The sequence below is a fragment of the Mesorhizobium sp. C372A genome, assembly GCF_030323245.1.
Lineage (GTDB): Bacteria > Pseudomonadota > Alphaproteobacteria > Rhizobiales > Rhizobiaceae > Mesorhizobium.
Window position 1 is genome coordinate 584,399 of the sequence record NZ_CP100475.1, and the last position, 15,650, is coordinate 600,048.

Sequence of the window (15,650 nt, forward strand, 5' to 3'; positions counted from 1 at the left end):
CGCTGCACACTTTTGCTGGAATTGCTTTAGCCATGCCCCTGCAGATCGTCCATCACCCCGACTACGATGCCGGCTTCGCCGTCAATCATCGCTTTCCGATGAGCAAATATCCGCTGCTGATGCAGGCCTTGCATATCAGGGGTCTGATCCACGCCGATGCGCTGTCGATGCCGGAGCCGGCGCCGGCCTCCTGGCTGAAGCTCGCCCATGCGGCTGATTATGTCGACCAAGTCATCACGTGTTCAGTGCCTGAAAAGATCGAGCGCGAGATCGGCTTTCCCGTGGGTCCGCGCGTTTCGCTCAGGGCGCAACTCGCCGCCGGTGGTACGGTGCTGGCCGCACGGCTGGCGCTTATCAACGGCATTGCCTGTAACACTGCCGGCGGCAGCCACCATGCGCGGCGCGCGCAAGGCGCGGGCTTCTGCACCTTCAACGATGTTGCCGTCGCTTCGCTGGTGCTGCTAGCCGAAGACGCGGTGAAAAACATCCTGATCATCGATCTCGATGTGCATCAGGGCGACGGCACCGCGGACATCCTGAAAGACGAGCCACGCGCGTTCACCTTTTCCATGCATGGCGAGCGCAATTATCCGGTGCGCAAGATTGCCTCCGATCTCGACGTTGCCCTGCCGGACGGCACCGGCGATGGCGCCTATCTCGAACGGCTGGGTGTCCTCCTGCCGGAGCTCTCGGCCAAGGCGCACTGGGACATCGTCTTCTACAATGCCGGTGTCGACGTGCATGCCGAGGACCGGCTCGGCCGGCTGTCGCTCAGCGATGACGGCGTGCGTGCCCGCGACGCCATGGTGATCGGTCATTTCCGCGCGCTGGGCATCCCGGTCTGCGGTGTCATCGGCGGCGGCTATTCGACCGATGTCGCAGCGCTCGCCGCGCGCCACGCCATCCTGTTCGAGGTGGCGTCGTACTTTGCCTAAGTGGCCTTGGTTTGAGCATGATCTTTTCCGAAAACCGGTTGCCACTTTTCGGGATCATGCTCCGCTTCACTTGCGGTAGTTCGCGACCCTGAGCAGGATGAACACCGGCACGACGATCGCGGCGCCGAGCAGGATATAGCCCAAGAAGCGATAGACCGCGTTGAAGCCAAGATTCCACAGATCGATGAAGAAACCCTGGATGCGGTAGAAGACGTCCATCGGCGTCCAGCCGAACGCATTCATGACCAGGCCGACGAGGAACGACACGACCAGCAGCTTGATGATCACCCTGACGGGCGAGTCACCGAGAAAGCGCGTCACTGTGGACAAGGGCCTGCCTCCAGATTGGTGTGCCCGGATTCGGGGTACAAACCCACGAATACGCACTTGCTGCGCCCGCATCAAGGCAGGCGGACCGGCGCAATCGGTCGGGTTTCCAACAGCCGTTTCCGAAGAGCTGTCCAAGGGCGATTGCCCGAAGCATGCCCATCATGATATCGAGAGGCCGACGCGGGTATGATGTAATGGTAGCTTGTCAGCTTCCCAAGCTGAACGCGCGGGTTCGATTCCCGCTACCCGCTCCAATACTTAGCCCCCGACTCGGCACAATTTGGCACTGTTTTGGCACGCTTGAGCCAGAAATATGGTAGTCGGGGCTAGTGCAACGCTTTACAGCGAACCCAGGAACGCTATGCCGCTGTAGAGATGCAGTCTGAAAATCCGCGTGTCGGTGGTTCGAATCCGCCTCTTGGCACCATTTTTCTCTAATTATATCAGATATTTAGCCGCCGTTAATGTCTTCGAGGAATCTAGCAAGGTCGTACTGGGTAACGTTCTGGGTTTCAGAGAGAAGATTGCATGCTCAGCGGCCGTAGCTTTAGGTAGAGTTCGGCTTGAACTTGGCCTGTCGAACGTTGTTGCGAATGGCAACTTCGTCCGTGAGGGATACGGCTAGAGGTCTCGAAATTCTGCCTAGTGCCCCCTAGGCATCTGAGGCGTAGCCTCACGCTACGCCTCTTGAGCGGGGGGCTAGATCTTTACCGCCGCCCTAGCCTCTTTCTCACTGGCCGACCCCCTTGCCCACTGCCATGGCGTTCGCGCCTTGCGGGCTTTGGCCAGTTCAGGGAATTTCTTCAAATCCCGAACGGCGGCACGAAGGCGTTCACGGGATTCGCGGGGATCAAGTTTCAATTCGGCGCAGAGTTGCTTGAGGGTCGTGATTTCGGTCGTCTTATCAGACATGATCGTCTCCTTCGAGTTCAGACGATCGTTCTAATAAGATGACCAAGATGGTTTGTAAGGGAAAAGCCTCAGGCTATCGCCGGGATTTCGAAACCAGCAGATCGACGAAGCCGGCGAGAAGTGCGCGATCATGCTCGCCAAGCAGTCCTGACTTATTTGCAATCGCCGTCATCAGCGGATCACGCGCCGGCGGCGCCGCAGCGGTGGAGAAGAAATCGGCGACCGCACAACCAAGATGACGGGCGAGTTCATGGCCATGTTTGTCGCAACTGTTCGACGGATGTCGTGAAGCCGCCAATCGGTTGCCCCAACAACCTTGTCGAGACGATCCTTCAAGCGACCGAAGCCTGAGATTTCGGACGTTCCAGTTGTCGTAAAAACAAAGTCTGAGTTCAGAAATCGCGGTAACGCTTGAAGGACTTCGACAGCGAAGAGAGGAACCGTGTGCATTGTGGCATTCTTCGTACGCTTTGCCGGCGTCGTCCAATTGGCTTTTTCAAGGCTGAGCTCAGACCAGCGCATGCCTGCGACCTCGCCGCGCCGCTGCCCGGTGAGAATTAGCAATTTGGCAAAGGCGTCGAACGGGAAGGCTTCCGCCATCGCCGCTTTCCAACACGCTATCAATTCGGTGTCTTCCAACACGCGGTCCCGGGCAATTTCCTTCGTTGGCACCTTCAGACCGGCTAGCGGATTGTACTCGATCGTGCCTCGATCAACACACCACGCAAACAGCTTCTTCAGGGCAGCAAGCGCGCGATTGGCGCGAACAGATGTTCCGTCGGAGACCATGCCATCCAGGACTTTGACGACGTCTGCGCGCTTGATAGTGTCGATCGTCTTCGGAAAGATGGTGTTGAATTTTTGGAGGATGCTCGCTTTGCCTTTCCAATCACGATTGCGGGTTTTCGCATATAGCTCGATGAACTGGGGGACGATTTCGCCGAGGGTCATAACCGTTATCTCGGGCTCCCGCTCTCGCTTCTGAAAATTACCGAGTTGGATGTCGCGCAAGATTTCGCGTGCCTTTTCACGTGCGTCAGCAAGTGAAATGATCGGATATGCCCCAATCTTGATTACGCCTTGCGACGCCGTCAACACGTGTTGCGACATAGAACACTTTTGCGCCGGTGGACGACACGCGGATATGAAGTCCCGCTAGAAGCTGATCGCGAATCTCATATCGCTTGCCTTCGGCTGCTCGCAGGCTCTCGATCGATTTAGGAGTAAGCTTCTTACGCACACATAACGAATACGACAGAAATGTCTGCGTGTGGGGGTATGAATTGGAGCTAGTTGGAGAGGGATGCGGTGCCAAGGCGGCGACAGCTTTCACGTCAAGAATGATTGATCGAATGCACTGACCGCTAGACTGCTACCCGTTATTTCGAATACCTTTGGCGCGAGCGAGGAGATCAAGCGTTGATGGCATCGGAACAACACCAGGCGGGCCACCTCTCTGTGGAGTTATTGCTGTCGGTCCTTCACCAGATAACGACCAAGTACAGCGTTAGTTTCGATGTACGCCACGCCGCGGAGAGCATAGATAACTCCAATTCCCTCTATGGCATATGGCGAAGACCGGCCACCTGCGTTCGTGAACTGCCGAGCGTACTCGTTAGATTGGCTCCGACCTACGTACATTTAGCTGCATTTGGCCCTGACATCGAGCAACATGTCCCCTGCCCAGAATGTTTTGATCGTCGTCATATTTCGATGCTTACGACACCTGAGCAGGCGTCACTACAAATCGGATTTTACTATAATGTCAAACAATTCACCTATTTTCTGCCGCCGATATTAGATAAGATCGCACTTATTGCGAACTTCATCTTGGAAAGGGAAATCGACTACAAGACGGTGACCGTATACTCGCTCGAATGTCTTTCGCAAGAAATCACGGTCTCTCAACTTTTGACTGATTCTTTCTGTCTCCGATGCAGTCAGATCGACCCTATAAGCCCAGTCGACTCTCTGGCACCAAGCGATACTCCAACCATTGCTCCGGTCCCAAGGTCCCGCCTCAAACCGCTTGAGGAATTCAAACTCCCGCATCGCGCGCTGTTAAATCCCGTCTGCGGCGCTGTTGGCAGTTATACAGTTACCGGTGGTCCGAACTCAATTACGACAGCAACATTCTCCGGTTACGTTCAACGTGCATTTGAGGCTGCTCCGCGCATCGTAACCTGGAGTGGCATTTCAACGCGACTCGCCGACAGCCGCACTGCCGGATTGCTTGAGGCTTTAGAAAGACAGGCGGGGATGTTGGCGCCGCCAGAAAGCGTGGCCGAGGTTGCACCGTACAATGATCTTGTTGGCCGAGCGATGAACCCATCTTTGTCGTTTCGGTATACGGACACAGCATACGACTCCGGCCGAGGGCTATCCAGGTACGCAGCTAACGTCCCCTTGCATTGGTGCGCGGGTCATTCCCTTGTCACCGCTTCTCCTGTTCTTGTTCCTGCCCAGCTTGTTTATTACGCTCGCCTCCCACCCAGTGCCCTGAAGCTCGTGGAAAACAATTCGAATGGATGTGCCGTAGGTGCTTCCTATCAAGAGGCCGTTCTCCGGGCGTTGCTGGAACTCATTGAACGAGATAGCTTTTTTCTTGCCTGGTATGCAGGAATTAGCTTCCAACAAATTGACCAGGAAAGCATACTTGATAGACAATCCCGGCTAGTGCTCGCGCGCCTGCGACTTCTGAATATTCAAGTCTCACTTCTCGATGCCAGGCTCGATGTTGATGTACCGACCGTAATAGCGGTCGCTAGGAGCGACAGGCAAAATGGTGCAATGACAGTCGGCGCCGCCTGCTCATTGGATCCGGTCGAAGCAGTTCGAAGCGCTCTATTCGAGGTTGCAAGCTCGATAGTCGAGCTCCCAGTGTTGTTCGCTAAGAATAGAGCGCGAGCGTTGCATTTATTTGAGGATTTTCGGAGAGTTTCAACCGTCGCAGACCACTCCCTTCTATACGCGCTATCGGAGATGGCCGATATGACGAAGTGGCTAGACGGGAGTAACGTAGTCAAACCGTTCCGTGAAATCTATTCAACTGACATTCGATCGTATCGGAGCGATAGCTTGCTTGGCGACTTGACGTATGTATCGGCCGAATTGGTACGAGCGGGGATTGCCGATGTGGTTGCGGTCGACTTGACCACACGCGAGTTGCGTAAACTCGGCTTGAGGGCGGCGCGAGCCATCGCACCAGGATTGGCGCCTATTGATTTCGGGTTTCCGGAGAATCGCGTCGAGACTTTACCGAGGCTACGGATTGCCAGGGCCAAGTTAGGGTCTAAGATGGTGTCCAGTTCGGTGCCAATACCGCACCCGTTTCCGTGAGCTGGCGAGGTGACCATGTCTAGGCATTCGCCGAAGGGTCTTGACAACTCCTCGGGTGAGCAGAAGATCCTTGACTACGCGCGACGCATTTTCGCGAGGGCCGACGGCCTCGAAGATGTCGTACCGAGCGACTTTAAACCTGACTGGCGTGCGCGCCCTGGCCATATATCGCCACCGGATGGCTCAATACCCATTGCGTTGCCAATTGTTGATCGGTCAGAGGCGGCTGAAATACAGAACGCGCAATGTGCGGTGGTTAACCTGCGGGCACTTTCATTCGTGCTTCATTGCACTTTAGGGTTTTTATCAAAACGATTCGACCTCAACTGGAACGTTCGTGATTGGCGTGTTTCATCCAATGTGCAGGATTACGCCCGCGGAGCCGCATCTGGAGGTGGCCTCTATCCTACTAACATGTATTTCATCTCTTCCGGCATAGACCATTTTCCCGCCGGCGTGTATTGGTATTCAGCCTCGCATCACTCGTTATATTTAACGAAATATGGGGACGTCACTGGCACGGTCGGGGCAGCATTGAGGCCGGGCGCCACCCTTTATACCTCATACTTTGTTTTCTCCAGTGTATTCTGGGTGAACTACTTTAAGTACAATAATTTCGGGTATCATGTTTGCACCCAGGACTCCGGCATTGCGCAATCTACGGCAGCACTGGCTTTAAAGGCCCTCGGCATACCCCATGGCACTTATCGCCTTTTTTCTGATCATCAGGTCAATTCGGCGATTGGGGTTGACGGAGAGCATGAGAGCGTTTTGGGCATCATGGGCTTCGGCTCTGCGCTCCCGACCGATGATCCAGCTACTCAAAGTAGAGGATTGAACGTTCCTGTTCGTTCCGGGCTAATGTCCAGGAAAGGAGTGATTCCGGACTTGGCGAGGGAAATTCATAAGTTAACTATGCTTGATGTTGACGACCTTGAGGCCGTCTCTTCGACGAAAATGGACGCACAACCTCCAGGATCCCGAACTGCCGAGCCTGCATTTTTGCGACTAATAATTGCTGGACTGCCTCAAATCCTGAGGTCTAGGAAATCGGCGTGGAACAGCTTACGTGGCCCTAAATCTCTGATTGACGTCGTTGACATCGCTGAACTTCTACGTACGACTTGCTTCTATCCAATACCCCAGTCGGATGAACGCATCCCTCACGACGGCATTGGAGTTTATCTCTGTGCATCACAAGTAGATGGTTTGTCTGATGGCTTCTATCGTTGGGATAGTATCCATGAACGCTGCGAGTTTTGGAAACCTCGCCCGATCTCATGGAGAACAACCTACGGCATGGATAACTACAACGTCGATGAAGCGGCCTGCACTTTATATATTACTTGTCATCTAAAAAACTTTATCTCAATGTACGGCCCTCGCGGCTATCGACTGTTGAACGCACGAATAGGCGAGATGACGCAATTGGCATATTTATCGGCAGCCGTCCTCAAGTTGGATTGTGGCGCAGCATTGGGAGTGCGAGCGCAGGTGATGAAAGAGCTTCTGGGTCTTGGGCAAGGCGAAGAAGTAGTTTTGGCCTTTTACCTTGGCACCATGCAACGACCGTGTTTTCTCTTTGATTTTCGGCTGGGCTAGGGATCGCCTAGATGAACTTTGATCACAGTGCAGCAGGTGTCTTTATTTCTCCTATATTTATGATTCGCTTGGCGACCTTGCCGATTGGGTTTTCCACTCAGTTCCGGGCACCGGCGGTGGTAGCCGCTGTTGGTCAATCACTTGCAGCGGTCCAAGAGATGGGGGACAGTGCCAAAGGTCTCGCTGGGCGGCTATTTGACTGCATTAAGGCCGCCGGCGGATCAAGAGTGGGTCGAGGTGTCTTGCTGGCGATTAAGCGAGACATCTATAATTGCCGAAGTCCTTCCCCAAAAAACTTGGCGGCGGCACGCGAGTACATCCCGACAGCGCTTTGGGAGGCATTGTGTGACTGGATCGAGTTGGTGGAGAGATCTGCGTTGTGTGACCGCGAGGGTGCCTTGACCCTCGAGACGTGGGTGACGGCCAATCGGTCGCAACTCAAGAAGGTAGCCGCCGATCCGCTTTTCAAACGAAGTGTCTTGCTTGCAAGTCAAGCGTTCCACGCACCCCTGGATTCCTATCTTGCATCGGCAGATCAAGTTCTCAGCAAGCGCGACAAGCGAACAGAGCGTACTCTTCTGTCCTATTTATTGCGGGCGGTTCACAAGACATCACCTTTTGCCCAGTTTACGGCGGTGTCATTTGGCGTGTTCGCAGACGATTGCGTCAGCAAGTTGCCCCTCCAAAATTCAAGCCCGACGTTCTTCAGCCGCTCTCGGCCCAACCTTGAGGTTCTGTCATTGCTTAGGGCAGCAATCGAGGGACAAGTTGGCGGCCATCCTCATTTACTTCTCTCTCTCGGCAGTACATTTGATCTCACCGACGGGCACTATCGCTTTCTGCGTCGTGTGGAGTCTAAACAACAGCTGCGCGGAGGCACAACAGCGATCGTTGAATTAGGGGAGTTTCGACTCCTCGCTACACAGTTACTGGACAAGGTTGTCGAGACCGTTGGAGCTTGTGGCTCAATATCAATCGGGGACCTCAAAAGCGAGCTGACGTATTCTCTCTCGATATCCCCGCCCGTTGTTGACCGATACATACAGTCCTTGGTGGAAACCGGCTTTCTGGTTGTGAAAGGTTTGCGGCCTTGGGTTTTGGATACAGATTATTGGCTACGTTTTGCGAACCAATTATCGACCTTCAAAGGTGACATTGCCACACATCGTTCGGCGAGCGCGCTTCTCAATGTGTTGCGATCTGCTCAGTCTTTTAATGATTCCACCGGAGAAAGCTCTTTTGCCACGCTCACAGCGATTAGGTCCGCTGCCTCCGACGCCCTTCTTCAGTGGCAAAGCACCGACCGTCTACCTGAAACAATTATCTACGAGGATACAGGGCTGGTAGGGCAGCCACTGCGCGCAAATCGTTCATTTTGGGTTCGCGCGTTACAACCTTTTGCCCCGATCCAACGGCTTCTCTCACTTTTCGACCACACCCTGGTTTCACGACTTGCGCTGTCGGCACTATTCGTTCAGCGTTACGGACCTGCCGGCGTCTGTGATGACGTACAAGCGTTCGCAGAATACTTTTTAGACGTATTTTTTCGTGAGTTCGTTGCTACTGCCACCGAAGGATGGCCGCGTTCAATACGTCGTGCCGCGATAGGCGGCGTCACTGAAGTCGACGCGGCACGTGATCGTTTTGTTCAATGGCACAGTGCAGCTTGTAGGAGCGCGGATAGAATTGCCATAGTTCCTGACACTTTGATTGATGAAGTTGGCTATTTCTCTTTTGAGCACTATGACCTGCTTTCAAATTCAGTCTACTTCCAGGCACTAGTGACGAATGACCTACCGACCATTATCTTGAATCACGTATATGGTGGCTCCGGAGCGTCCTTTGCTCGATTCTTGCATTTGGTTGGCGACCGTCCGGAGATAGAAGGTCGTATGCGGCAATCTATTATTGAAATGAATTCATTTGATAGCACTTTAGTTGCCGAACTTCAGGGCGCCTATCACAACAACCTCAATAACCGACCTCCAATCGCTCCCTTCGAAATTGTTCTTCCCAATGAGTCAAGTCGTCGTGCACCGCGATGCAGGTTGTCACTTTCCGACCTGATCCTCCGCCACAATCAGGCTGACGGCAGGATTTCCCTTCATCGTAAGCGGGATGATCGGCGGGTCGTCCCTGTTTACACAGGATCGCTCTATCCGCCCTTGTTGCCTGATCTCTGTAGCTTTTTGTTGCATTTTGGCCCCCCGCATATCTTGGACGGCCATGTCGCCTTGAACAAACCAACCTCGGCTGTGACGGCAAATCACAGACCGCGGATAACTTACCGCAACATCGTAATAGAGCGTGAGGCCTGGCTTCTGGAAGATTCATTTAGGAGGGCGCTGGCACAAGCCGATGGTGATTATGCTTTTATCGTGGAACTAAATAGATGGCGGATTAAGAATGGCGCACCCAGTGAAGTGTTTGTTCACATGCTGCCTGGATTTGGAGGTGACAACGTGAGCCGGGTGGTATCCGGCGGCCAGGCGCTCCGCAAACCATTCTATCTAGATTTCGACAACCCTTTATCCACAAACCATTTTAGGTCGCAGCTATCAGCATTTGACGGTGCTTTGCGCTTTACCGAGTGTCTTCCTAGTAGTCGTCAGGCCGATCAGGCCAGCAGTGGGCTCTCGCGTGTCTCTGAGTATGTTGCCGAAGTAGTTCAGACGTCGCGGAATCTGAGATAGTTAAATGTCACAACAATACATAAGCATGCACGTATTCTACAATGTCGACGACCTTCGCACGATAATTAATGAATGTATTCGACCAACTGTGGAAGAATTACTCAATTCTGGTCTTGTTTCAAGATTTTTTTTTATCAGATATTGGGAGGGAGGTACGCATATCCGTCTCCGTCTTCTACCTTCGTCTGACGCGATGCGCGATGCGGTGATGCATCAGGCTGCCGGCCGTGTCCGCTTATATTTGGATAAATACCCCTCCCTCTTTGAGCCCGATCCTAAAGTGATGATCCCTGCGATGCGGCGTTTGTTTGTCACGGAGTACGGCACGGCCAGCTATTCGATGCGATATGGTGAGGCCGACATTCCTCTAAGACCAAACAACGCCATTTCTTTTGAAACCTATGAGCCAGAAGTCGCCCGCTACGGCGGCAAATACGGAGTTTCCCTGGCAGAGCAGCATTTTCACATTTCGAGTCTCACGGCGTTGAAAATCTTAATGGTTCCGAATAATCGTCGTCGCTCAAGCCTGCTCGGTAATTCTTTTTTGCTGATGCTGCATTTTGCACTTGCCTTCTATGGGGATTTAGGCCGCACTGCTAGTTTCTTTTCAGGCTATAGGAGCACCTTTCGAGAGCTTGAGCTGGATGCGTCTGCGGAGGTTGTGTATATGGATCACTTTCATCGACAACGGTCGCTCTTTCCCACAAGCGTCGTTGAACTTTTGGAGATGAATAGCTATCTGCGGTCCGACACTTCATCTTCTCTTAGCGGTTTAATTGGTCATGCAGACTGGCTTCGGGAACAGGTGAAAGATCTAATTGATCGGGGTCATTTGTCATTTGGCTCGGAGCTACTGTCGCCTGACGCCATGGCGAATCATATGCTCGGGCATTTCCTTCATATGTGGAATAATCGGATCGGTGTTCGAATTTCCGAAGAACTATATATAGCTCACATGATCAGAATTTTGATCTTGCAGCTTTTGGGCGTCCCGGCGCCTCTGTCGAATTCTTCCGTGGTCGGGTAGAATGCATCCAATCGAGGTGACGAGTCTGGAGGTGTCGAATTGCGCGATTATGGATCGTTGACTCCTATTGGTGGGCTTGTGGCTACTAGTTACAGTGATGTGATCACAGCGCTGCCAGACAGAAAGGTATTCGTTGCCGACCTTACTTTAGGCGCATGGAGGCCGCATAGCGTCGCTCAAGAATTCTTGGCGCAGCTAAATCTTGCCCTGCCGCCTCCACGACCGCGAATTGCTTTTAAGCCAGGCACGTTTGACGCGGAGGTGGGGTATCTGGTCGACTTCGAAACGACCGGGGATAACGCTTTTCTGCGCCCTTACGAGTTGGCCCAGAGCGTCTTAGCGGCCTCAGCTGTATCTCTACCCAGCTGCTTCTTAGTGCTCATACCCAACCCGGGGGGGAGATGGGGCGGCGAGAACATAATGTTCCTGGAGGTTCTCTCCCGGTGCTGTGAGGGAACCGATGCCTCAGTTATTCTGGTGGCGGCCGACGTGGAGAGGGTCGAACTTCCGGAGGGCTGGAATGTCAGCTGGCGTATTCTAAAGCCGGCCATGCCCTCGCGGCAAAGCCCCTCGCCTGTGACCCGCCTATTGCCGGGGATAATCACTCCGACAGTCGCATGCTACTTTCCTTCAGATGAATGTTTCCCATTGGCGGGAGGTTGCTGGTTGGTGCCGCCAGAATTGCGAAGCAAAACAAAGCCCCATGACTGGGCTCACTTTCCCCCCTCAAGTGACTTGCCATCGTGGCTGGAGTTCTATCTTGTGAAGCGTCACGTCCGGGTCCCGGACCCGGACCGAACCGGCCTTAAACAATTTGTTTGGCAATGCTTCTTTGAGGGGGCGGACGACCTCGCGAATGAAGTGGCGCGCGTCGCCTATCCGGAAAACCTTCGCGAACTCGCGACGGGGGGCGCTGCCGGCTACAACGCTGTGGCTGAGGTTCAGGGTCTGAAGTTTGCCTTGAACCGCTTTTCCGAACTGGCGCAAACTCCCATTCCTCCCACCGATCTGAGAGGGGCACCTCGCGATCTGCTCCTTCGGCTGAAGGCTTGGGGATGTTTATCCCTAGGAAAGCTACAAGCGGCAGATAAGTTTTTTACCGAAGCGGAAAATGGCGACCGGGCATCGTCCAATACTTCCAGTTTTCAATATCTTCTCAATAGTCATGCGCTTTGCCGTCTAAAACTTGGAGATATTAATGGCGCGATGATCATCGAGGATAGAATCTCATCGTGGATTTCGGATCAAAAGTTCGTTTCTGACCAACTCTTTTACATCAACAAATTGAATACCGCTCGCCTGAAGCAGATATTGTCCTTCCATGAGGAAGCTGACGCCCTGTATCGTGAAGCGTTTTCAACAGCAGACGGTATATCAACGGACACCGATCTCATCTACGAGAATTTTGTTAGAAGTCGAAACTTTCGCAGGCACAGCGCAAAGCAATCTCTGACAATGTTTTTGAGGGCGTGTATCTGTTGGCTTGCCTCTGCCTCCCCCGAAGCGCTTTCGCCGCGCTCCGCTCATTCAATTGCGGGTACCGTCACGACACCCACCACCAGAGTAGAAGTGGTATCAGCTAAACTATTGTCTTTGCTGGAGAATTTTGCGAGTGAACCTGACTTAGGTTTAGAATATTTCGGTGCGTTTAAACGAGGCTGCAATTCGACGGATGATTGCAGCATAGGGTTTGCAAGCGCCTCGAGTACTGCAGAAAGTGTAGTATGGATCCGCCCGCTCGCGGGGGGACTCGGGATATCTCGGGAAACGCGATCGCCCTCAGTTAGATCGCCGTCTTACGACTGTTTAACAGCGGCCGTTCTTTCGCTAGTTCAAGTTGATCTTCCTTTTCGACTAAACTATGAAACGGGCCGACTTATTCTCGTCGACAGATCCGCAGAGGGAGCCTTTCCTAGTACCCCTCAATCCCTGATGCGAAGCGCGGTTCGCATGGCAGCGAAGTCGCTGTTTTGCTATCACGGGAAGCAATACCTCCGGGTTGACTTATCGCCAGAGGCACGTGAGCACATATGGCTCGACAGTATTATCTCGATTTCCCTTGCTGTATCGGGCGTGTATGTCGATTCGAACGAAGGCGCGCTAGTTACGTTCAGGCGATACGTTGATCCGCTCAGAGTCGGACCTGCCGAGTCGGAATTAATTCTAAAAATACTTCATCAAAAGCAGTCTCGACCTTGGCGAGTCCGCGATCTCTCGTCGATGCAAGTCCTTCATGCTCGCCTCCTGATTGCTCAGCACGTTTTCGAGGTCAGCTGCGATCCGAATCTTCTCCGATCAATTCCCACCTCCGCGGCAGCCCAATTTGTAGGCCGCAACGCGTAGCAAAGGTGGCATCGAGGCGAGCTAAAAGAGCTCCATGATTTGCTAACGTGAAACGGCCAATCCCCGAACAACGCGAAACGTGGCGGTGTCGGCGACATCCGGGGGGGTGATGTCACAGTAAAGAAATCTCTCACGGTCCCCTAAAGCGGAAAGAAGCGCAGCTCTGTCTGGTGTTTGGCTATCTTCAACCCGCTCCAGCCAATGATCTACGTTGGGCCGGATATCAAAGACAGCGGGCCGCGCGATCAGTCCTGCAAAGGGCGGGCCATTTATGCCCACCGATTGCACCTGAGCCAAGCAGCACGACAGCAACCGCTTAATTGCCAGAAGTGGTGTAAGACCCGGACAGATCGTGACACTTGTCGAACCCGACGACTGCGTTGGCAGAGTCATCGCTATAGTTGCTCCGTTCGTAACGGAGCTGACAGCCACTGCCGGTGGCCTGGTTCCCAGCACGTCAAACGAAGAGGCGAGAAAGTCAATTTCCGGGTCCCGACTAAAAGCTGCTGGCTTTATCCCGATAACTGATAGTGTACTCTTAAGCACCTCTTGAACAAGCACCTCTCCGCTTAACGATAGAAGAGCGTCATCGATCGCCTCGTCGATGCCAAGCCCTATTCCACATCCCACCGGGCAGAGAGCAAAACATCCAAAACTATCCAGCAAATGATGAACAGCACCTGACGGAACAAACACGTTAGATCTATTTTTTAAATCAGTACATCTGACGTAGTCAGTAATAACGTGATCGTCGTCGCTGCCCACGAATCCGTGGAGCTGGCTAGGGCGCAACCTCACACAATCGTCTTGCGAACGATCTTTCTGCCTCAGATGCCCAGGATATTCCTGCGCTGCTTTTGCCAGGATGGCGTTTGCAATGGCATTGGTCCGAGCCTCATCGCTACTCGTCATGCTCCAGCCTATGGCCGACGCCGTGTAGGTGCTTCCAGCGCCAGATTGGGAGGAAAAAAACACCCTGGAAAGGCGCAAGGGAACTTGTTCAATCAATTCATCGTCAAATCTCTGAAAAATGCCGAAGAGTTCATCGAAGCGGTTCTGCCAAATGTTAAGGGCGCCCACCGCCGTAGTGCGGAAGCCGCCGTCATCAGGAGCAAGACCCATTTCTTGGCTTGCACAGAGAGGGCAAGCAGGATGCGCAAACACTTCCCTTACACTTGTCTCGAGATTCAGCAAATTTTGAGCTATAATCTTTGAATGAGACTCCGGATCTGGACTGTCGACACGCAGCTTAAATGCCTCTAGCGCAACAGTATTTCCCATAATTTTTGCTGCCACCGTCGATGTGCCTAAGCGTTCGACTGGGTGGACCGGACCCAACACCACCTGGCGCCAAAAGTCTGCCGAAATTGAGGGAGGATTGTTATCGAGAAACCTCAACATCGCGCACTGCCAGCAAGGGAGCCCGTTCTTGGCAACTATCGGCCCAACTAAACTGTATCCAGAAAACATAACGGCTGGCAGGAACTGACCGCTGCCCCTTTGGTCGTTCAAGTATTTAACGAGCCTAAAATCTGGCGACTCAGATGCGTAAATAACTAAATCGCATTGCGTGACTTCATCCAAGGAATTTACGAACAGTAGCTCACATTGCGTTCCCTTAGACAACATTTCGTCGCGTGCCTGCACAATCTCGTTCCGAGCCACGTCTTGCTGTCTGAGCAGACACAACGTTGCCAAACCGTTTCGCAGAAGGCCGGCTCCAGCGCACTCGAACGCCAAGCCTGATCCGACAAGTAGTATTCGGCTGTTACGGAACTGGCGAAAGCGAGCGATGGGAGCAAGGCTGAAGTGCTCAAGAAAATCTATTTGCGGTGCGAATGCAGCGCTAACGGGATCGCCGACCTCGTCGTCGCCATCCCAGCGTTGTATAACCACACTCCAAGTTATCAGCGCTCGGATAAAATCAAGCAGCGTGTCGACCTGAGAGCTATCGGTTAGCGCAGTTAATTGGCAAACCTGTATTGACCCATCCAAATACGGAAGCAGCCCAATGAATGTCCCGTAGATATCACGTCCTTTGAGTTCAATGGCTCCTTTGATGGTGCGAAAGATTATTCCATCAGCAGATCGCAGATAAACTGCATCCCGCCTCATTTTTAGGCGAGATTCTAGCAAATCCTGCATTAACCAGACTCAAAAAATGAGGTTTCTCGGTTGGCGCAACCAAGCGTCCGTCACAGCTGTGAGAAGCTCGCAGTTGCTAACTCACATGACATCTAGACACTAGTCGCCCAGAGCGCCACCCTAAGTCGGCGTATGCGGCAGGCAGGTCGCTTAAAGCTCAAGATCGAGCTTCAGCTACCACACGTCGAGGACGTCGTACTACTTGTGCTGCTAGTATTGCCGTTCAACACACCTAGCGTACCCAAACTGGCGACACCAGCAGGACCGCCCAACTCTTCAAGTTTAAACGTCTCGATCTGAAACGCACGCATCCCATTTGCATCC

The 15,650-nt window shown here is 53.2% G+C and carries 10 protein-coding genes and 1 tRNA gene; 7 read left to right on the forward strand and 4 right to left on the reverse strand.

Annotated features, from left to right (window positions below):
* Positions 1 to 32 precede the first annotated feature (32 nt).
* A complete protein-coding gene (locus NLY42_RS02705) occupies positions 33 to 935 on the forward strand; it encodes a histone deacetylase family protein (RefSeq protein WP_023755094.1) in 903 nt (300 codons plus the stop codon).
* A 66-nt stretch (positions 936 to 1,001) separates the two neighbouring features.
* On the opposite strand, the gene NLY42_RS02710 is transcribed toward NLY42_RS02705, so the two are convergent.
* The gene (locus NLY42_RS02710) at positions 1,002 to 1,265 is read right to left on the reverse strand and encodes a DUF6460 domain-containing protein (RefSeq protein WP_023669641.1); all 264 of its coding nucleotides are present in this window, start codon (positions 1,263 to 1,265) and stop codon (positions 1,002 to 1,004) included.
* Between the two features lie 180 nt (positions 1,266 to 1,445).
* On the opposite strand from NLY42_RS02710, the gene NLY42_RS02715 reads away from it, so the two are divergent.
* Positions 1,446 to 1,519: transfer RNA gene (locus NLY42_RS02715), tRNA-Gly, on the forward strand.
* A gap of 445 nt (positions 1,520 to 1,964) precedes the next feature.
* Here NLY42_RS02715 and NLY42_RS02720 read toward each other — a convergent pair.
* Entirely contained in the window at positions 1,965 to 2,177 is a 213-nt protein-coding gene (locus NLY42_RS02720) for a hypothetical protein (protein WP_023755095.1), read from the reverse strand.
* A 171-nt stretch (positions 2,178 to 2,348) separates the two neighbouring features.
* The gene (locus NLY42_RS02725) at positions 2,349 to 3,287 is read right to left on the reverse strand and encodes a tyrosine-type recombinase/integrase (protein WP_050591121.1); all 939 of its coding nucleotides are present in this window, start codon (positions 3,285 to 3,287) and stop codon (positions 2,349 to 2,351) included.
* Positions 3,288 to 3,599: 312 nt separating this feature from the next.
* Here NLY42_RS02725 and NLY42_RS02730 point away from each other — a divergent pair, with 312 nt between their 5' ends.
* The 5 genes from NLY42_RS02730 to NLY42_RS02750 all read left to right on the forward strand — a co-directional run bounded on the left by NLY42_RS02730 (position 3,600) and on the right by NLY42_RS02750 (position 13,181).
* A complete protein-coding gene (locus NLY42_RS02730; protein ID WP_084779840.1) occupies positions 3,600 to 5,516 on the forward strand; it encodes a YcaO-like family protein in 1,917 nt (638 codons plus the stop codon).
* Positions 5,517 to 5,531: 15 nt separating this feature from the next.
* Entirely contained in the window at positions 5,532 to 7,118 is a 1,587-nt protein-coding gene (locus NLY42_RS02735) for a SagB family peptide dehydrogenase (RefSeq protein ID WP_084779838.1), read from the forward strand.
* A gap of 11 nt (positions 7,119 to 7,129) precedes the next feature.
* The gene (locus NLY42_RS02740) at positions 7,130 to 9,811 is read left to right on the forward strand and encodes a lantibiotic dehydratase (protein ID WP_084779836.1); all 2,682 of its coding nucleotides are present in this window, start codon (positions 7,130 to 7,132) and stop codon (positions 9,809 to 9,811) included.
* 25 nt (positions 9,812 to 9,836) lie between these two features.
* Positions 9,837 to 10,838, forward strand: a complete 1,002-nt coding sequence (locus NLY42_RS02745) for a thiopeptide-type bacteriocin biosynthesis protein (RefSeq protein WP_198022207.1) — start codon at positions 9,837 to 9,839, stop codon at positions 10,836 to 10,838.
* A 762-nt stretch (positions 10,839 to 11,600) separates the two neighbouring features.
* Complete coding sequence (locus tag NLY42_RS02750; protein ID WP_156933833.1) at positions 11,601 to 13,181, forward strand: hypothetical protein; 1,581 nt, start codon at positions 11,601 to 11,603, stop codon at positions 13,179 to 13,181.
* 42 nt (positions 13,182 to 13,223) lie between these two features.
* On the opposite strand, the gene NLY42_RS02755 is transcribed toward NLY42_RS02750, so the two are convergent.
* Complete coding sequence (locus tag NLY42_RS02755) at positions 13,224 to 15,326, reverse strand: TOMM precursor leader peptide-binding protein (protein ID WP_023755105.1); 2,103 nt, start codon at positions 15,324 to 15,326, stop codon at positions 13,224 to 13,226.
* Between the last annotated feature and the right edge of the window lie 324 nt (positions 15,327 to 15,650).